This is a genomic window from uncultured Shimia sp. (assembly GCF_947493595.1).
Taxonomy (GTDB): Bacteria; Pseudomonadota; Alphaproteobacteria; order Rhodobacterales; family Rhodobacteraceae; genus Shimia.
This window is the reverse complement of record NZ_CANLRL010000005.1, coordinates 182,550-200,293: the sequence shown is the minus strand read 5'-3', so window position 1 is coordinate 200,293 and position 17,744 is coordinate 182,550. Positions and strand designations below refer to the sequence as shown.

General features: G+C 55.7%; 16 protein-coding genes and 1 tRNA gene. 7 read left to right on the top strand and 10 right to left on the bottom strand.

Translation table 11 applies throughout. The features are described from left to right. Nucleotides 1-10: 10 nt before the first annotated feature. Genes Q0955_RS20890 through Q0955_RS13930 form a run of 3 tightly spaced genes read left to right on the top strand, consistent with a single transcriptional unit; the run spans nt 11 to nt 2,465 of the window. On the top strand, nt 11-286 hold the full coding sequence (locus Q0955_RS20890) for a DUF3302 domain-containing protein (protein WP_366140690.1): 276 nt from the start codon (nt 11-13) through the stop codon (nt 284-286). Then, nucleotides 283-1,206 (top strand): efflux RND transporter periplasmic adaptor subunit, encoded by a 924-nt coding sequence (locus Q0955_RS13935; protein WP_299425111.1) that lies wholly within the window; start codon nt 283-285, stop codon nt 1,204-1,206. The genes Q0955_RS20890 and Q0955_RS13935 overlap by 4 nt, the downstream gene beginning before the upstream one ends. After that, complete coding sequence (locus Q0955_RS13930) at nt 1,188-2,465, top strand: carbohydrate porin (protein ID WP_299425110.1); 1,278 nt, start codon at nt 1,188-1,190, stop codon at nt 2,463-2,465. The genes Q0955_RS13935 and Q0955_RS13930 overlap by 19 nt, the downstream gene beginning before the upstream one ends. Before the next feature lie 527 nt (nt 2,466-2,992). On the opposite strand, the gene Q0955_RS13925 is transcribed toward Q0955_RS13930, so the two are convergent. The 7 genes from Q0955_RS13925 to Q0955_RS13895 all read right to left on the bottom strand — a co-directional run bounded on the left by Q0955_RS13925 (nt 2,993) and on the right by Q0955_RS13895 (nt 10,150). Continuing rightward, nucleotides 2,993-4,378 carry an FGGY-family carbohydrate kinase gene (locus Q0955_RS13925; protein WP_299425108.1) on the bottom strand — a complete coding sequence of 462 codons (1,386 nt, stop codon included), beginning with the start codon at nt 4,376-4,378 and terminating at the stop codon, nt 2,993-2,995. Beyond that, nucleotides 4,375-4,689: an L-rhamnose mutarotase gene (gene rhaM, locus Q0955_RS13920; RefSeq protein ID WP_299425107.1), complete on the bottom strand. Its 315-nt coding sequence runs from the start codon at nt 4,687-4,689 to the stop codon at nt 4,375-4,377. The genes Q0955_RS13925 and rhaM overlap by 4 nt, the downstream gene beginning before the upstream one ends. A 4-nt stretch (nt 4,690-4,693) precedes the next feature. Then, nucleotides 4,694-5,695, bottom strand: coding sequence for an ABC transporter permease (locus tag Q0955_RS13915; RefSeq protein ID WP_299425105.1), 1,002 nt, complete (start codon nt 5,693-5,695; stop codon nt 4,694-4,696). Next, nucleotides 5,692-6,669 carry an ABC transporter permease gene (locus Q0955_RS13910; RefSeq protein WP_299425104.1) on the bottom strand — a complete coding sequence of 326 codons (978 nt, stop codon included), beginning with the start codon at nt 6,667-6,669 and terminating at the stop codon, nt 5,692-5,694. The genes Q0955_RS13915 and Q0955_RS13910 overlap by 4 nt, the downstream gene beginning before the upstream one ends. Beyond that, complete coding sequence (locus Q0955_RS13905) at nt 6,666-8,216, bottom strand: sugar ABC transporter ATP-binding protein (protein ID WP_299425102.1); 1,551 nt, start codon at nt 8,214-8,216, stop codon at nt 6,666-6,668. The genes Q0955_RS13910 and Q0955_RS13905 overlap by 4 nt, the downstream gene beginning before the upstream one ends. A gap of 88 nt (nt 8,217-8,304) precedes the next feature. After that, nucleotides 8,305-9,294 carry a rhamnose ABC transporter substrate-binding protein gene (gene rhaS, locus Q0955_RS13900; RefSeq protein WP_299425100.1) on the bottom strand — a complete coding sequence of 330 codons (990 nt, stop codon included), beginning with the start codon at nt 9,292-9,294 and terminating at the stop codon, nt 8,305-8,307. Nucleotides 9,295-9,349: 55 nt separating this feature from the next. Continuing rightward, nucleotides 9,350-10,150, bottom strand: a complete 801-nt coding sequence (locus tag Q0955_RS13895) for a DeoR/GlpR family DNA-binding transcription regulator (protein ID WP_299425099.1) — start codon at nt 10,148-10,150, stop codon at nt 9,350-9,352. Nucleotides 10,151-10,338: 188 nt separating this feature from the next. On the opposite strand from Q0955_RS13895, the gene Q0955_RS13890 reads away from it, so the two are divergent. Next, nucleotides 10,339-12,435: a bifunctional rhamnulose-1-phosphate aldolase/short-chain dehydrogenase gene (locus Q0955_RS13890; protein WP_299425097.1), complete on the top strand. Its 2,097-nt coding sequence runs from the start codon at nt 10,339-10,341 to the stop codon at nt 12,433-12,435. Nucleotides 12,436-12,456: 21 nt separating this feature from the next. Then, nucleotides 12,457-13,698: an L-rhamnose isomerase gene (locus Q0955_RS13885; protein WP_299425096.1), complete on the top strand. Its 1,242-nt coding sequence runs from the start codon at nt 12,457-12,459 to the stop codon at nt 13,696-13,698. Between the two features lie 693 nt (nt 13,699-14,391). Here the strand turns inward: Q0955_RS13885 and Q0955_RS13880 are convergent. Together Q0955_RS13880 and Q0955_RS13875 are read right to left on the bottom strand one after the other, a co-directional pair. Beyond that, nucleotides 14,392-14,467: transfer RNA gene (locus tag Q0955_RS13880), tRNA-Ala, on the bottom strand. 99 nt (nt 14,468-14,566) lie between these two features. Next, entirely contained in the window at nt 14,567-14,896 is a 330-nt protein-coding gene (locus Q0955_RS13875; protein WP_299425094.1) for a TIGR02300 family protein, read from the bottom strand. Between the two features lie 108 nt (nt 14,897-15,004). Between Q0955_RS13875 and Q0955_RS13870 the strand changes: the two genes are divergently transcribed. Together Q0955_RS13870 and Q0955_RS13865 are read left to right on the top strand one after the other, a co-directional pair. Next, the gene (locus Q0955_RS13870; RefSeq protein WP_299425093.1) at nt 15,005-15,697 is read left to right on the top strand and encodes a SprT family zinc-dependent metalloprotease; all 693 of its coding nucleotides are present in this window, start codon (nt 15,005-15,007) and stop codon (nt 15,695-15,697) included. Nucleotides 15,698-15,739: 42 nt separating this feature from the next. Further along, nucleotides 15,740-16,393: a GntR family transcriptional regulator gene (locus Q0955_RS13865; protein ID WP_299425091.1), complete on the top strand. Its 654-nt coding sequence runs from the start codon at nt 15,740-15,742 to the stop codon at nt 16,391-16,393. Between the two features lie 6 nt (nt 16,394-16,399). Here the strand turns inward: Q0955_RS13865 and Q0955_RS13860 are convergent, their stop codons facing one another. After that, the gene (locus Q0955_RS13860) at nt 16,400-17,725 is read right to left on the bottom strand and encodes an MFS transporter (RefSeq protein ID WP_299425090.1); all 1,326 of its coding nucleotides are present in this window, start codon (nt 17,723-17,725) and stop codon (nt 16,400-16,402) included. Between the last annotated feature and the right edge of the window lie 19 nt (nt 17,726-17,744).

Here is a 17,744-nt window from a genome sequence, read left to right as displayed (position 1 = left end):
GAGGACGGAACTGGCTTCCAGGAAGCAAAGGAGACTGTATGACAGGCTTGGATTATGCCGCATTGGGGCTATTGGGGTTTATGGCCGTGTTGGCCGTCGGCTTGTTGGTGTTTGTTGGCGGCTAGCCAGGACCGCCCGTGATCATCCCTACAGGACGGCCGTGACAATTGGAGGGTGGGTCACGCTGATCGGTGGCGGGGTGTTTTTCCCGCTGGTCCTGATCTGGGCCTATGCAGGTACGCCGGACGCGGCGCTTCAATCAGTAGCCAGGGAGGACATTGCATGATCATGATTATCATCGGCGTCTGGTTGGCGATCCTGTGGGTGTTGGTGAAGATTGGCGTTCTGAAAAAATGGCACTTGTGGATGAAGCTCTCACCAGTTGCCGTCTGGCTGATAGCGAATATTGTGCTGTTCTTACCGCTGAACTGGACCGCGCCTGTTGGCCCGGTCACCGTAACGGTGTCATCCGTTCAGATCGCCCCTGCCGTGTCCGGCGTTGTCGAAGATGTGCCTGCCGTATCCTGGAGGCAAATGAAACAGGGCGATGTGTTGTTCCGCATCGGCGCACTGAAATACGAGGCGGCAGTTCGGCAGGCGCAGGCGCGCGTGTCGCTTGCCGAGGATGTGCTGAGCAGAAAGAGGCAACTACTGACGTCCAACACGGTTGCGCAAGCCGAAATTGACAAGCTCGAAGCGGACGTGGCGGTTGCCAACGCGCAGCTGAGCATCGCGCAAGAGGATTTGAAAAATACGGTCGTTGTTGCGCCCATGGAAGGGATCGTACCGGCTGTCACATTGCTGCCGGGCGACCGGGTTTCCGCCAGTGTGCCGGTTATGGCGTTTCTCGATGTGGACAGGCCCTTTGTGAATCTGATCCTAAAGCAGAACGGCATCCGCAACGTTCGGGCTGGCCAACCTGCCGAGGTTGTTTTCCGCAATCTTCCCGGACAGACATTCTCAGCCAAGGTTGCGCGCTTGTACCTGTCGTCACCTGATGCCGAATATGTTGGTACCGGGCTGTCTCCCCGTGTGCCTGAAGTGCGGGACACGCAATACGTGGTCGGGCTAGAGGTAGATCTTGGCGACATCGTCTTGCCCCCGGGTGCATCGGGGCAAGGCGCGGTGCTCACAGACCAGGTTGGCGCTTTGGGAGTAATACGACAGATTACCTTACGCATGACCACATGGATGAACTACCTATGAATGGCCACAAAATCTTGATTTCAGCCTGTTCTGGGCTTCTGACAGCGTTGCTGTTGAGCGCAACGGCTGACGCTCAAGAAAACTCGCCTCAAAACGCGCTTGAAGCTGCTGCCTCAGCATCCATCGGTGGTCCTGCATCTGCCCAGGCGCAGCAAGAACAGGATCGGTTACGGCGTCTGGAAGAGTCGCGTTGGCCGTCTTTGGATCGGGCTCTGGACCCGACCGAAGAAGCCCTCAGCAGATTTCAGAAATCGTCCGGGCTGTCGCTGTCGTTTGACTATCAGGCGCTGTATCAGCAATCGACGCACAGCCTGACAGGATTGGACCAATCGGCATCGGGGCAGGCCCGCATCATCGGCAACTGGAGTCTTTTGAACAGGGACGGCCCGAACACTGGCAGCCTCGTGTTTATCCTAGAGAACCGACACCTTCTGGGTCAGGCAATTTCGCCTGCCAGCCTCGCCGGCCAGATTGGATATGTCGGCGCAACAGGCGTGACGTTCGGGGACACCGACACCAGCCTGTCGGTCGCCTATTGGTCGCAGGTACTGGCTGGAGGACGGGCGGGATTAGTGGCCGGGCGGATCGATCCCGGGGATTATTCTGACATCCTTGGATATGTGAATCCCCGCACGACCTTTCAGAATTACTCGATCCTGTTCAGCCCGGTTCTGCCGATCCCCGATCCGGGATTTGGCATTGCCGGTGGCGGTTTCATCACCGATCATATCTATGCGCTTGGTATTGTGAGTGACGCGAATGGCTCGCTTACAGATGTGAATTGGTTTCCGGGTGGAGCCGAGTTTTATACCTACGGTGAAATTGGGTGGACTCCCGCAAAAGACCAGCGGTATTTGACCAATGTGCACCTTGGCGTTTTCCATGTTGATGACCGCGAAGACGCGGGCGTACCGAGCAGTCACGGGGCCATTTTATCGGGCAATGTGACATTTAACGAAAACTTGATGCTGTTTGGACGTCTTGGCTGGTCGGACGGCAGTGCACCCATCGCGCGACGTGCTGTAAATGCTGGGTTAATGTGGCGGCCTGGGTTGTACGATGACCTGTTTGGGTTCGGTGTGACCGTTGCCGATCCAAGTGATGCGTCTTTGTCGGACCAGACAACGGCAGAGATGTTTTATCGCTTTGATGTCTCTGACAATTTCGCGATCACCGTAGACGCACAGTACCTGAAAAACCCCGGACTTGCTGAAGATGACACTTGGGTTCTGGGGCTACGAATGCGATTAAATTTGTGATTGGGTCTGGTTTCATTTGACCTGACAATTCTTCGAATCGGAATTTCAATTACGCAGGTTTCGTTCGCTAAAGACGATGTAAGCCAGTTGTCAGCATCATGACGAATGCCCGCTCCGTCGCGCAACCTGTAAATTCGACGCCTGACCCATGCTGCTATTTCCACGAATGACCACTTGTCTCGCTGCGCGGCGGCGTGAAGTTTTTTGCTCATGCCGCATTTTTCACGCTGCGAGCGCGCGCGGCAGAAATATCTAAGGTACAGGTTGGGCTCTCTATCGTCATACGCCGCGCTTTGCACGAAGGTCCGCTGTTGGGAACCCAGCCAAACTTTGCAAAGGGCGCTAACTGCGCAATGCCGCCATTTGCACCTCTCGTCGAAGCCGGTCAAGCGCTCGTTGGACAAGCATTTGTGCCCTGAGGTCGGCTCCCAGCCCTTTTACGACATTGGTGCGCAGTGCAGCACAGGGGACGTCTGAAGCAGGAAGGGCGGTTAGCTGACACTCGCTGCGATCTGATCCAACGTCGGCTATTGGCAATGAGTGACGGATGACTGCCATTTCCGCGCATACTCAAGCAGCATTGGATTGGGCGATCCGCATCTCTCTACGTTTGAATTTGGTGAAGCAAGTTCCTGATAAAGCATCGCCGCCCCCACACTGGTTCCAGTTGCCGACTTAGCCGTTGCGACCCCACGCTCGCGCAATGTCATAAGCATATCCACATAGTCACCGTTCTTGGCGAAAGGGCCTTCGACGACAGTTGCGCCTGTCCCGCCGATCAGCCCAAGACAGAAGTCGGTCATCAACGCCAGATACAATGAAAGTGCATACACCTTTTGCCCGTCGGTTTTAGGCTCGCGCGACCAACTCATACTTTGCCCGCGGAATGGGCCGCTCTCCGACACTACAGAAGGTAGTAACATTATGTGCTTCTCGTGAACTTCCCGGCGATCTTCATCTGTAGGGATGCTCAGTGAACCGTTTAGAATGATCTCATACTCGCGCCCGCCCATAAAGCGGGCCGAAGGCACTGGTTCACCCAATGCGTTTACGTTTACCAATGTGTCCCGATCGGAATCCAGTTCTTTGGAATTGGGAGAACCAAGCGCCATACAGATAACCCAAGTTCCAGTAGACACAACTGAAGTTGGGCCATCGTCGTGGTTTAGATAGGGCACAAGAGAGGCGTTGCTGTCGTGAATTCCGCAGAGAACCGGTGTGTTGTCGGGCAAACCGGTGATGCGACTTATCCCGTCGCTGACTGTCCCCAAAACCTCGGAAGACCTCCGCGATGCCGCAAGTTTTTCCGAAATTCCCAGTCTTGCGGGCAACGAAGATGGCTGCCTCTTCCACGGGTTCCAAAGATCTGTATGACACCCAAGGGATGTAACGTCGCAAGCCATATTCCCGGTCAGGCGAAAACCCCAGTACTGGGGATAGGTGATCACATGTTCCGTACGCGACAACAAAGCCGGATCGGTTTTCAACAACCAATGCAGTTGTGCGCCTACGTTTAGCCCGCCAGCAAGCCTTGGCGAACCAGTCTCAGAGAATGGCGGTCGAAGCTTATCGTATGCTTCAGCCAGGGCATTGGGGCCATCAAATTCGTAGTCAAGCATGGGCGTGGCCAGAGTGCCATCAGCCTGTAGAAGCACAATGGAAGCACCATGCGTGGTGATTGAAATCGCATCGATTCCATACTTCGTATTGAAGGCCTTCAGCGCTTCCAGAAAGAACTGCCAATGCCCCTCAAGATCAAAATGTGGATAAGGCGGACCGGGAATGACCGTGTTCGGGCGGGTGACAACCGCCACTTCCGTCAACGTGTTGCCATCGACGAGAGCCAGCTTGGCGTTGGTCTTGCCTACGTCAATGACGGCGACATTTTTACGGGCCATAGTCAGATCGGTCATGGCAAGTGAAACACTTGCTCAAGATCTGTCAACACAGGGCTATTGTCGGCATTTGTGTCCATAATGTCGGCCATATAGGCCCACCAGCGTTTCATTACTGGATGGTCTGGAAGGTGGTCCATGCCGTGATCCTCACGACGCCACAACACACCAAAAAGCTGATGTGTCTTGGGGTTGAGGTGTATGGAATAGTCTTCCACGCCCGCGTCTTTTAGCAAGCCCACAAGCTCCGGCCATATCGCGTCATGGCGCTCACGGTATTCATCAATTTTGTCGGCGTGAAGTTTCATGCAGAATGCCACCTTTTCCATGTTCTCACCTCGCGTTGTTGCGCCACATTGCCCAGAGACGAGGCAATGCAATCACGCCGATCAGAAGTAAGCCTATGAAAATCGACATGACGATGCCGGGTACATTCAGCAGCCCAAGTCCAAAAGTAACCAAACCCATCACAAAGGCCGCAATTACAACGCCTGGAATGGAGCCTGATCCCCCCAGAATATTCACGCCCCCCAGCACAACCATGGTGACGATCTCAAGTTCCATACCCGAAGCGATTGAAGGACGGGTCGAGCCAAGCCTGGATGTCAAGCAAACGGCCGCCAATCCGGACATCAAACCAGTGAGTAGGAACAGGGTCATTTTGACCCGGTCAACACGCACCCCGGAAAAAAGCGCTCCGGTAGGATTGTTGCCAATTGCGTAGACCATGCGCCCAAAATTAGTCTTGTGAAGCAGAACACCAAACACGACAGCAAGAATGGCAAAGATGACAAGTTCAACGGAGATGACCCAGAAAACATAGCCCTGGCCAAACCAGGAAAATGAACTCGGATAGCCTCTGAAGGCGCCATCACCAAGCACGATATAGCTGATGCCGCGAAACAGGCTCATAGTGCCGATGGTGACTACGATGGATGGCAGGCCAAGCTTGGTCACAAGGGCACCATTAAAGGCCCCACACATGAGACCTGTGGTCAGGCCAACCAGCACCAACGCGGGTGTACCCGCGCCCATTTCCATAGCCACCCCCATCGCGGTTGACGCAAGCGCAATAATGGCTGCTACCGAGAGATCAATTTCTCCTGAAATGATCAGCAGCGCCATGGCAAAGGCGATCATTGCTTTCTCAGTGAAGTTGAATGTGGCGTCCGACAAGTTCCATGCGTTTAGGAAATATGGTGATGCCAGGCTGTTCAGGATGAATATGGCCACCGCAACGGCCAGCAACAGGCTTTCCCAACGCACCAGCTTTTCCTGAAGCGGATGACGCAGTCGATCGGGAATGTGACGGGGGGCGTTTTCGACAAGGCTCATTGTGCGTGCTCCGCAGATTTCAGAATAACGCGCCCTTTGGAGCGTCCCGATTGCGCATTGAAAGCAACCGCAATGATGATGGCCGCGCCGGAGATGGCGAGCTGCCAGAAGGGAGAAATGTCCACTACGGGAAGCGCGTTTTTTACGACACCAAGGAACAGGGCGCCCAGAAGTGTTCCAGCAACCGTGCCGGCCCCGCCGGCAATGGAGACCCCGCCGATTACGCAGGCAGCAACAACATCAAGCTCAAATCCTCCGGCGATATCGACATAGGCAACCGAATACCGCGCCACCCAAAGATATCCTGTCAGGCCAGCCAGCATCCCGGATATCACAAAGGCCGCAAACTGCGTCTTGCCCACGTCTATTCCTGTGTAAACTGCTGCGTGTGGGTTGCCCCCAACGGCGTAGATCGATCGCCCCAATGAGGTGCGGGACATTGCCACGATCATGACAACCGAGACCACGACGGCGATCCACCCCAACACGGACATTCCCAGAATGTCTGCGCGCGGGAACCCGGTGAAGTGAGGGCTCATTTCGTGGGCATTGATCCACTTTCCTTCAGTCAAAAGGAAAATAATGCCGCGAAAAATGGTCATGGTCCCAAGCGTGACCACAATTGGCGGAATACTCAGCTTCCAAACCAGAATACCATTGATTGCCCCCAACATCGCCCCCATCGCAATGGACACAGCCAAGATGACCGCAACCGGCAAATCTGGAGCGGCCACATTGATCATGGCGCAGACCATGCCAGTCAAAGCCAGGTTGGCAGCCACGGACAAATCGATACAGCGGGTCAGGATCACCGCCATTTGACCAACTGCAAGGATCATCAAGGGAGACGTGTCAGTGAACACTGCGACAAGGTTTTGCGGTGCGACAAACCCAGGAAACCGGGTTGCGACGACCAACAGCAGGCAACCAATAGCGCCAAACAGGATGGCCTCGCGTGACTTGAGATAGCTCATGCCGCATCTCCTTCAACCTGAATGCCAACAGCGTGTCGCACCAGCGTTTCCGGTGACAATTCTGCGCCTTCCAGCTCCGCCACCATTCGGCCCTCGCGCATCACTATGACCCGGTCAGACATCCCCAGAACCTCTGGGATTTCCGAGGAGACCATGATCACCGACAGGCCCTGTGACGCAAGTTCCGACATAAAATCGTGCACCGCCGCTTTGGAACCAATGTCGATCCCTTTTGTGGGCTCGTCGAGAATGATGACGCGGGGCTGGGTGGCAAGCCATTTGGCAATAACCACCTTTTGCTGATTGCCGCCGGACAGCGCGCCAACGTTTGTGTCTAACGAAGCCGCACGTAGATCCAGTCTTTCCGTGTACTCACGCGCGAGCGCAAATTCTTCCGCCAGTCGAAGGAAGCCGTCACGAGAGGTTTTGTTCAATGACGGCAAGGTCACATTCTGAAAAATGGGCATATCCAGGATCGCGCCTTGTTTGCCCCGATCCTCAGGAACATAGACGATCCCCGCCTTGATCGCGTCGGCTGGCGAGCGGATGACCCGCACCTTGTCGTCAATACGCGCCGCGCCTTTGGAGGGCCGTGTGATGCCAATCAGAGATTGCATAAACTCGGACCGCCCGGCACCAACCAACCCGTAAAAACCGAGGATCTCCCCCTGCCTCAGAGTGAAGTTGATGTCTTCGAACTCTGTTGGGTGGCTGTAACCAACGACCTTAAGAACTTCAGCACCGATTTCAGCGTGGCGCTTGGGAAATAGTTGCTCCACCGCACGGCCAACCATCATTTGAACGAGATCGCTTTCTTGAACGTCCGCAATTTTGCCGTCCCCGACAAATTGCCCGTCTCTGAAAACCGTGTATCGGTCCGCGATCCGAAAGATCTCATCGAACTTGTGGGAAATAAACAGGATTGCTTTCCCCTGAGCTTTCAGGGTGTCGACCAATTCGTAGAGCTCTTCGATTTCCGTTTGACTGAGAGCGGCAGTCGGCTCGTCCATAATCACCACGCGCGCCTCAATCGACAGGGCGCGGGCGATGGCCACAAGGTGGCGAGACGCAATCCCCAGATCTTTGAGCTTAACACCAGCGTCAATGTTTGCGCCGATTAACGTAAGGATTTCCGCTGTCCTGAGGTGCATGGCCTTTGTGTCAATCAGACCAAACCGCGTTTTGGGAGCGTGCCCAATAAATACGTTTTCCGCCACCGTTAGCTCGTCAAACAGTACAGTCTCTTGGTGAATAGCGGTCACACCGGCATCAGCGGCATCTTGGGGTGCCAAGAAATGTACAGGCTGACCATCCATAATGATACGCCCGCCGTCGGGCTGATAAATTCCCGTCAGTGTTTTCACAACTGTGGACTTGCCCGCGCCGTTCTCGCCGATCAGCGCGGTGACCTCGCCGGGATAAAGATGCAGATCAACGCCATCCAGCGCTTTGACACCGGGAAAGGACTTGGTGATTTTATCCAAAGACAGAATAGGGGCTTGGGCCGCGCTGCTGTCACTGGATGGAGCGAGATGGCTCATATGCATATCCCCGTCTCAAGCCTGCTACAGGCCAATAGTAGTTTAAAAAAAGGGCGACGCAGATATCACGCCGCCCCCTTCCTTGGGAGTTAGCTTAGAAGATTTCTTTGAAATCATCGATGTTGCTGGCGTCATAGACAAACGGGTCGGCCATGGCCGCAGCGTTTGTGTCATCCAGCGTGATGGTGCCCATACGCCCGATCGAAATCTCAGCGCCAGGTTCTGCGGTCGCCGCCTCTGTGGCCAGTTGGTGTGCCAGCATCGTCGCGGAGTAGCCCAGATCGATCGGGTTCCAAATTGCAAAGGACTTGGACGCGCCGCTTTCGATGGCTCCTGCCATTTCGGAAGGCAGGCCCAGCCCGGTTACGTTGACCTGACCAATTTTTCCTGCATCTGCAACGGCTTGCGCTGCGGCCACAATGCCAACAGATGTCGGCGCAATGATCGCGTCCAGCTCTGGGTGGGACTGCATCAGGCCGGTGGCTTCACGATAAGATTTGTCAGCCAAGTCGTCGCCATAAACGGTCGACACAACTTCGATGCCGCCATAGTTGCCCATAACCTTGCTCATTTCGTCGATCCAGATGTTCTGGTTCGTCGAAGTGGTTGTGGCGGACAGGACGGCAACTTCGCCGCCGTCAGGCAGGTGATCAGCCGCGAGTTTGATGATCATATTGCCGATCAGCGCATTGGAAGACGGGTTCAGATGTGCCTGGCGGCCGTCCTCGGCCACGCCAGAGTCCCAAGACACAACGGTGATACCGCGCTGCATTGCTTTTTTGAGGGTTGGAACAAGCGCGTCAGTGTCATTGGCAGAAACGGCAATGGCGTCAACTTTCTGCGCAATCAGGGAATTGATAACTTCGATCTGGCCTTCTGCAGTGGTGTCGGTTGGGCCGGTGTAGATGATTTCTACGCCGCCGATCTCCTTTGCGGCCTCCTCTGCGCCTTCCGCAGCAGCCTCAAAGAAACCGATGCCGAGCGCTTTCACAACCAAAGCAATCCGCATGTCATCTGCGGCCGCAGGACCGGCGAACAATCCCGCAGCAACGGCTACGGATGTCATGAGTTTGGTAAAATTCATTGGGTTTCCTCCCTGGTTCCCCTAAATTTACGGCTCGCCGTCTCCTATTGGCTGACTACGATGCCGCCTCCTCCTTCGAGGCACCGACTGGCACCACGATCAGTTTGATGTCCGCCGATTCCACCATTGCGGCAGAGCGGTCACTGATACCGTCGTCGGTAATCAGGACATCGATGTCTTTGAGCGGGCAAAGCACAAGGCTGGAGCGCTCTTTGAATTTCCCGGAATCCACCAGCAAAACGACTTCGTCGGCTTGGCCGATCAGCTTTTGCTCTGCTTGTATGATCAAAGGGTCTGCTTCCATCACGCCCAACGGCCCAACCCCTTGTGCGCCCATAAACATGCGGCGCGCGTAGAAGTTTCTGGTCACATCGTTGTCGAAAGGCGACAACACGATGTTTTGTTCCCGGTAGATCACGCCGCCAGACATCAGAACCGTATTCTTGGAGTTCTTCAGCAGATGTTCCGCGATGGGAAACGAGTTGGTGAAAACTTGGCACCGGCGCGTTGCCAGCGGGTGCACCATCTGAAAAGTTGTCGTGCCACCATTGATGATAATTGGCTCGCCCTCTTCACAAAGCTCGACAGCCCTGCGTGCAATTGCTTGCTTTTGAGCGATATTGATCGTCTCATTTACCGCAAAAGGTCTGCCGGCGAGACCGGGCAGTTGATTAGGGTGCAAAGCCTCCGCGCCTCCGCGCACTCGGCGTAGTTTCTTAGCTTCATGTAACGCAGCAATATCTCTACGGATCGTTGCTTCAGACGCACCAGTCATGCTGCACAGCTCCAAAACCGTCACAACCGGACGATCCTGAACTGCGGACAGTATGATCCTATTGCGTTCCTTTTCGTGCATTACTTTCCTCCCGTTGACGCTGACGATGCCGCAAGCATTCAATCATTGTCAATCATTAAATGTCAACTTCTTCCATATTTAGTCAGTAATTGATCGTTTATGATTGTTTGTGATTGACATTCTGTCGCAACACGCACAACCTTTGACCAAATCTGATTGAACTATCTGTGGATCGGGAGGAGATCACAATGGCAACCGAAGCCAACCGGCTTGTTTCTCAATGGGATGAGGCCAAGGCAGCGCACATGAGCGAACCTGAAAAGCTTCTTTATCGCTCAAATCTGCTCGGCTCTGACAAACGCGTGACCAATTATGGCGGCGGCAATACGTCCGCAAAGGTACATCAAGACGATCCGCTCTCTGGCGAGAACGTCGAAGTTTTGTGGGTCAAAGGGTCGGGCGGTGATGTGGGATCCATCAAAATGGATGGTTTCTCAACACTCTATATGGACAAGCTGCGCGCGCTGAAAGGCAAGTATCGCGGCGTTGAATTCGAAGACGAAATGGTGAGCTACCTGCCTCACTGCACCTTCAATTTGAACCCCCGCGCGGCTTCTATCGACACGCCTCTGCACGCATATGTGCCCAAGGCGCACGTGGACCACATGCACCCTGATGCAATCATTGCCATCGCAGCGTCCAAAGATAGCAAGGCGATGACCCAAGAGATTTTCGGGGACGAAATTGGGTGGTTGCCCTGGAAAAAACCGGGTTACGAACTCGGCCTTTGGCTGGAGAATTTCTGCCAAGAGAACCCAAACGCAAAGGGTGTCGTTCTCGAATCTCACGGCTTATTCACATGGGATGATGACGCCAAGGCGTGTTACGAGCTGACCCTCGAAATCATCAACAAAGCAATTGCGTACTTCGATAAGAAAACGGTGGATGTCCCTGCGTTTGGCGGTGCTGTTCACACGAGCCTGTCTAATGGCGCGCGTCGAGCAGTGGCGGCGAAGTTGATGCCCGCGATTCGAGGTTTTGTGTCCGGTCAACAGCACATGGTTGGCAACTTCGTAGACACAGAGACCGTGCTGGAATTCGTAAACGCAAAGGACATGCCTGCGCTCGCAGCACTTGGAACATCCTGCCCGGATCATTTCCTGCGCACAAAAATCTGCCCATTGGTTGTCGATTTTGATCCGGCCAAGAAAAACGTCACGGAGGTTCTTGAGGGCTTGGAAGCACAGATAGCGACCTATCGTGAAGGGTATGCAGCCTATTACGAGCGCTGCAAGCGCGACGATAGCCCGGCCCTCAGAGACCCGAATGCTGTGGTTTACCTGATCCCGGGTGTTGGCATGATCACGTTCGCAAAAGACAGAGCCACCGCACGAATTTCCGGCGAGTTTTATATCAACGCCATCAACGTGATGCGTGGCGCAGTAGCGGTTTCGGAGTATTGCGGACTGCCCGAACAAGAAGCCTTTGACATTGAATACTGGCTGCTTGAAGAGGCCAAGCTTCAACGTATGCCCAAACCCAAAAGCCTTGCAGGTCAAGTGGCGTTGGTTACTGGCGGCGCTGGCGGCATCGGCGCTGCTACAGCGGAACGTTACCTTTCGGAAGGTGCATGCGTGATGCTGGCAGACATCGATGCCAAAAACCTGGAAGCGACCTACCAAAACTTGGCAGGACGCTTTGGCGCCGACGTTTTGCGGACAGTTGTAATGAACGTGACAGACGAGGCTGCCGTGGAATCCGCCTATGCTGAAACCGCTGTAGAATTTGGCGGGGTCGACATTCTTGTTTCCAATGCTGGGATCGCATCGTCAGCACCGGTTGAGAAAACGACGCTGGAACTTTGGAACAAGAACATGGACATCCTGTCCACTGGCTATTTTCTCGTGTCCCGCGAAGCGTTCAAAATGATGCGCGTTCAAGGCATGGGAGGCTCCGTGGTGTTTGTGGCATCTAAAAACGGGCTTGCGGCCTCGCCGAATGCCTCGGCCTATTGCACAGCAAAAGCATCGGAGATTCATCTTGCCCGGTGTTTGGCACTCGAAGGCGCCGAGGCGGGTATTCGGGTCAACGTCGTGAATCCAGATGCTGTTTTGCGGGGGTCCAAAATCTGGGAAGGCGATTGGCTGGATCAGCGCGCTGATACCTACGGAACCAACAAGGAAGGGCTTGAGGAGATGTATCGCAACCGTTCGATGCTCAAACGTTCGGTACTGCCCGAAGACATCGCAGAAGCCGCCTATTTCTTTGCATCTGATAAATCAGCAAAGTCGACCGGCAACATCATCAACGTGGACGCCGGCAACGTTCAGGCGTTTACGCGCTAAGCTGAATTCGGGAGGAATACCGTGACACCTTATGAATCAGCCAAGGCACATTTTGCCGACTGGAATGTGGACACCGAGGCTGCGCTGGCAGCCTTGGCAACAATCCCGATTTCGATGCATTGCTGGCAAGGCGATGATGTCGTGGGATTTGAAAAGCAAACCGGGACCTCAGGAGGCGGCATACAAGCGACAGGCAACCACCCGGGCCGGGCTACGTCGCCCGAACAACTCCGTGCCGATTTGGATTTTGCGTATTCGCGGATTCCCGGCAGTCACCGTCTGAATCTGCACGCGATCTATCTCGACACAGATGAAACTCCGGACCGTGATGAGATCGAGTTTCATCACTTCGCCTCCTGGGTCGACTGGGCAAAGTCACAGGGTATCGGCCTTGACTTCAATCCGACGTTTTTTGCGCACGCCAAGGCTGACGATAACCTGACTTTGAGCCATCCAGACCAAGGCATTCGTGAATTCTGGATCGAACATGGCAAACGCACCCGTGAGATCGCTGCACAGATGGGGGACGCGCTTGGCAGCCCGGCCATCAACAACATCTGGGTGCCTGACGGCTACAAGGACAACCCAATCGATCGAATGGCAGCGCGGGCGAGGCTGGAAGCCTCTCTTGATGCCATGCTGGAAACCAAGTTCGACAAAAAACGCATGCTTGATGCAGTGGAAAGTAAGTTGTTCGGGATCGGTGTGGAAGCCTGCACGGTTGGAAGCCATGAGTTCTATCTTGGGTATGCGATCCGCAACAGCACCGTACTTTGCCTCGACATGGGGCACTTCCATCCGACTGAAAACGTTGCCGACAAACTGAGTTCTGTCGCCCTGTCCGTCGATGAAATTTTGCTGCATGTCTCTCGGCCCATGCGCTGGGACAGCGATCACGTCATTTTGCAAAACGACGATATCCTCATGATGGCGCAGGAGCTGGTGACATCTGACCTATTGGGACGCACGCACATCGGGCTGGATTTCTTTGACGCGACCATTAGCAGAACAGCGGCCTGGGTAATTGGCACACGCAACATGCAAAAAGCACTTCTACGCGCGTTGCTGTTGCCAATCGCGGATCTAAGGCAGGCCGAAGACAATTTGGATTTCACAAGCCGGCTTGTGTTGACCGAGGAGTTCAAGGACCTCCCGTTTGGCGCAATTTGGCGGGAGTTTTGCGATCGACAAAATGTTCCTACAGGACAGGCCCTGTTTGCGGACCTGCAAACCTACCAAAACGGTGTCTCCGCGAGAGCCTGAGGCTGCAGAATTGGAAGACTGTCGCCGCCCCCCGGCACGACGGAATGCTTGATTGTCGAACCAGCGTTTTGCGGCACAGATAATCGCTTACGCGCTCCAAAGCGGACATTTTCCAACCTTTGTTGGAATGCCCGCTTTGGGCCGATCATCCCGCATCATGCCTCCTGGATACACGACTTTGCAAATTCCGATTTCTGCGCATTACTGGCCTTGGTTGGCCTCTAGTCAAGGCAGCGCACATGAACTTCGTGTTGGGCGTATGCCACCGGCATGGGATAACTATTGACCCGATAGCTCACCATCGAGGCTGACGTGGCCCTTGGACGCCGCGTTCTCTACTGCATCATCTGCGTCATTCGGAACCGCCTGCGTTGACGAGACGCTCCGTCTTTCTACACGCAATCGCCGCGCCGACGGAGTAAAGGGGGGATTCTGAGGATTTTTGAGGTGCTTTTTCCCTGGGTTGTCTGACTGCGCAGTCAAAAAGCCCAGAAATGCCTCGCTTTGTCGGCGGGGCATATAGATCGAGGTGGAGCGTCGTCGGGTGAGGCCGGGGGGTGGGGAGTGTCGAGTGTGGCAGGTTGACGCAGGAGTGTTCAGCCTTGATCCTGCCTTGCGACCCGAAACAATTTAGGGGCACGTTAGGGGCAAAAACACTGCCTCCACAAAAAAATGTTTGTTTTCAGTGAGGTTTGGTGGAGCCTAGGAGGATCGAACTCCTGACCTCTTCGCTGCCAGCGAAGCGCTCTCCCAGCTGAGCTAAGGCCCCAAAACCAGTCTGGCATCTCTGCCTGTGCGCGATTAATTAGGCGCATACCGGGGCGGGTTCAAGCGAAAAATTCCGCCCCGGTGTAACTTTTTTCGACGATCAGTTTTCTTCGTCGTCAGACGCAACATCCGCGATTTCATCCAGCGAAACATTGTCGTCATCTTCGTCGTCGTCCAGAACATCATCATCGAGTTCCAGATCAACGGTGTCATCATCATCCAACACGTCATCCGCGTTGTCCGCGTCAGCCGCTTTGGCTTTCAATGTTGCTGCATCAGCTTCGTCAGCAGCAATCATCCGGCTCTTGCCGGCTTCTACTTCCACGACATCGCCCGTGTAGGGGCTGATGACTGGGTTTTTGTTCAGGTCATAGAATCGCTTGCCGGTGGTTGGGCAAACGCGCTTGACGCCCCATTCTTCCTTGGGCATGGGTTGTCCCCTTCAATCGGTTGAGTCTCTCTCGACGATTTGGGGGAGGTGCCATAACAATGGCCCCGTGTCAAAGGGTAACATCGCATTGTCTCTATAGGAGCGTAGATGGCGCAACATATCATCCCCGGAACACCTCCCGTGACGGTGGTTTTGCGCCGATCCAGCCGTGCGCGGCGCATCAGCCTCAGAGTCTCGCGACTTGATGGCAAGGTGACGCTGACGATTCCTTCCGGCGTGTCGGATCGGGAGGCGATGGCTTTTGCCCATGAGAAGCAGGACTGGCTGCGCAAGCAGGTGTCTCAACAGCCGGCGACGGTTGTGGCGGCGCATGGGGCTGCGGTGCCCGTTGCGGGGCGTGCACGCTTGATTGTGCCAGGGGCAGGGCGCTCTGTGCAGTTGGGGGCGGATGAGCTTGCCGTGCCAGGCAAGCCGGAGCAGGTGGGGCGCAAAGTGCAGGGCTTTCTGAAAGAGCTTGCCCGCCATCGACTTGTTGAAGCCGTTGATCACTACGGCGCGCGCCTTGGCCGTCAGCCGACCAAACTCACCCTGCGCGACACCCGCTCCCGCTGGGGGTCCTGCACCTCCAACGGTGCGCTGATGTTTTCATGGCGTTTGGTCATGGCGTCGCCTGATGTGCTGGACTACGTCGCCGCGCATGAAGTGGCGCACCTCAAGGAAATGAACCACTCTCAGGCGTTTTGGAACGAGGTCACCATCATTCATGGACCTTATGAGACCCCACGCCTGTGGCTGCGCAACCAGGGTCAGGAGCTGCATCGCTACCAATTCACGACGTGACCCCGCATTGACCTTTCTTGCGTTTGTGATCACAAAGGCGGCATGATCCCAACCAGTCGCCAGCCACAAGACCAATCCGCCGCCGCGCATGACCGCGTGTATCGTGCTTTGCGCACCAGCATCATGTATGGCGAGCTTGCCCCCGGGGCCGCACTGACACTGCGCGGCATTGGCAAGCAGTTTGAAGTCTCCATGACCCCGGCCCGCGAAGCGGTGCGCCGTTTGGTGGCCGAAGGCGCGTTGACCCTGTCCAATTCCGGGCGGGTGGCGACGCCGGAACTCAGCAGCGAGCGCCTTGAAGAACTTGCCGCTCTGCGGGCTCTCATCGAAGTCGAATTGGCCAGCCGGGCTTTGCCGCGCGCGCATATGGCGCTGATAGATCGCCTTATTGCGATCAATGGCACAGTGGCTGATGCCGTCAGCCGCCGCGACTCAGTGGCTTACATTCGGGCCAATCTCGAATTCCACCGCACACTCTATTTGCGGGCTCAAGCCCCTGCGATGCTGGCCATGGCCGAAACCGTATGGCTACAGCTTGGTCCCACCATGCGCGCACTTTATGGCCGCCTGCGTCAAACCGAACCGCCACATTACCATCGCCTGATCATCGCCGCGCTCAAAGCCGGCGACGAACCCGGCCTGCGCCTTGCGGTGCGCTCTGACGTGACCCAAGGCCTGCGCCTGCTGGCGCGCTAAGTCATCTTAGCCGTGTGTCGGCCACGCGTGGTGTTCGTCATCAATCACAATGGCATGGGCATGGCGTCGTCCGCCGTGTTCCTTAAGGTGCGGATGGTCGTCTGGCAGCTCCGGATGCTCATGCATCACCTCTTTGGGCGCCGGGGTCCACACCCAATACCCCACAACCGTGCTCGCCAATCCAAGCGCCCCCAGCACCAACAAGGACAGCGCTTGCGATCCTTGCGTCGCGCTCCACCCCGCCAGCGGATAAGCGCCCAGCCAACACACGTGGCTCAAGGCAAACTGCGCGGTGAACACGGCTGGGCGATCCTCTGAATGGGCCGAGCGGCGCAACAAGCGCCCCGAGGGTGTCAGAATGGCGGAATAGAGCGCGCCAATCACGGCCCAAAGTCCCAAAAACGCAGGCCAACTTAAAATTCCAACGCTTTGCATCCACAGACCATGTGCGACCGTCACGCCCGCCAAGGCAATTGCGCTGGTGCCCATGACCCGCCGGTCCGGCAGTTGCTCCAACAGGCGTGGCAACGTCAACGCCGCTGCCATGCTGCCCGCGCCAAAGGCCCCCATCGCCATCGCAAGGCCGGTCTCCCCCATGCCGTAGCTGTCGCGCACCAACACCACAGTGTTCACAAGCACGTATGATACACTTGCCGCGGCGGCCATATTGAACGCTAGCAATCCGCGTAATCGAGGCGTGGCCAGATAAATCCACGCCCCGCGGGTCAGGCGCTCGCGAAACGGACGGTCTTTGCTTTTGGGGCGGGGCGGCAGCGTTGTCATCAGGATCAACAGAGTTGAGATCAAGAAGCCTGCGGCCGTGCCTACAAACAGCCCATGATAGCTCATCACCAGCAGCAAAACACCGGCCAGTGCTGGCGACAACAGGTTCTCCAGATCATAGGCCAAACGCGACAGCGACAGTGCCCGCGTGTAGTCTTCTTCTTTGGTCAGGATGTCTGGAATGGTGGCCTGAAACGTCGGCGTAAACAGCGCCGACGCGCTTTGAAGCAAAAAGATCAGCACATAGATCTGCGCCACCGAGTCCACAAACGGCAAAAACAGCGCCACGCCAAACCGCACCAAATCAGCAAAAATCAAAACCCCACGGCGGGGCAGGCGGGCCGCCAACGCACCCAGGACCGGGGACAGACCGACATAAGCCACCATCTTAATGGCATAAGCCGTGCCCAAAACCGCACCAGCCGCAGGACCAGCCAGATCATATGCCAAAAGCCCCAGGGCGATGGTCAATAGTCCGGTGCCTGCCAGTGCCACAACTTGGGCGGCAAACAACCTGGCGAAGGCTGGGTGTTTGAGAATCCGTAACATAGCGCCACCCTAGTCCTGA

Excerpts from the sequence above, each read along its gene's own strand:
- Q0955_RS13875 (WP_299425094.1), bottom strand. The coding sequence starts at position 14,896 with ATGCCCAAGGAAGAATGGGGCGTCAAGCGCGTTTGCCCAACCACCGGC.
- Q0955_RS13895 (WP_299425099.1), bottom strand. The coding sequence starts at position 10,150 with ATGCACGAAAAGGAACGCAATAGGATCATACTGTCCGCAGTTCAGGAT.
- Q0955_RS13910 (WP_299425104.1), bottom strand. The coding sequence starts at position 6,669 with ATGAGCTATCTCAAGTCACGCGAGGCCATCCTGTTTGGCGCTATTGGT.
- Q0955_RS13860 (WP_299425090.1), bottom strand. The coding sequence starts at position 17,725 with ATGTTACGGATTCTCAAACACCCAGCCTTCGCCAGGTTGTTTGCCGCC.
- Q0955_RS13865 (WP_299425091.1), top strand. The coding sequence starts at position 15,740 with ATGATCCCAACCAGTCGCCAGCCACAAGACCAATCCGCCGCCGCGCAT.
- Q0955_RS13890 (WP_299425097.1), top strand. The coding sequence starts at position 10,339 with ATGGCAACCGAAGCCAACCGGCTTGTTTCTCAATGGGATGAGGCCAAG.
- Q0955_RS13925 (WP_299425108.1), bottom strand. The coding sequence starts at position 4,378 with ATGACCGATCTGACTATGGCCCGTAAAAATGTCGCCGTCATTGACGTA.
- rhaM (WP_299425107.1), bottom strand. The coding sequence starts at position 4,689 with ATGGAAAAGGTGGCATTCTGCATGAAACTTCACGCCGACAAAATTGAT.
- Q0955_RS13870 (WP_299425093.1), top strand. The coding sequence starts at position 15,005 with ATGGCGCAACATATCATCCCCGGAACACCTCCCGTGACGGTGGTTTTG.
- Q0955_RS13930 (WP_299425110.1), top strand. The coding sequence starts at position 1,188 with ATGGATGAACTACCTATGAATGGCCACAAAATCTTGATTTCAGCCTGT.
- rhaS (WP_299425100.1), bottom strand. The coding sequence starts at position 9,294 with ATGAATTTTACCAAACTCATGACATCCGTAGCCGTTGCTGCGGGATTG.
- Q0955_RS13905 (WP_299425102.1), bottom strand. The coding sequence starts at position 8,216 with ATGCATATGAGCCATCTCGCTCCATCCAGTGACAGCAGCGCGGCCCAA.
- Q0955_RS13935 (WP_299425111.1), top strand. The coding sequence starts at position 283 with ATGATCATGATTATCATCGGCGTCTGGTTGGCGATCCTGTGGGTGTTG.
- Q0955_RS13915 (WP_299425105.1), bottom strand. The coding sequence starts at position 5,695 with ATGAGCCTTGTCGAAAACGCCCCCCGTCACATTCCCGATCGACTGCGT.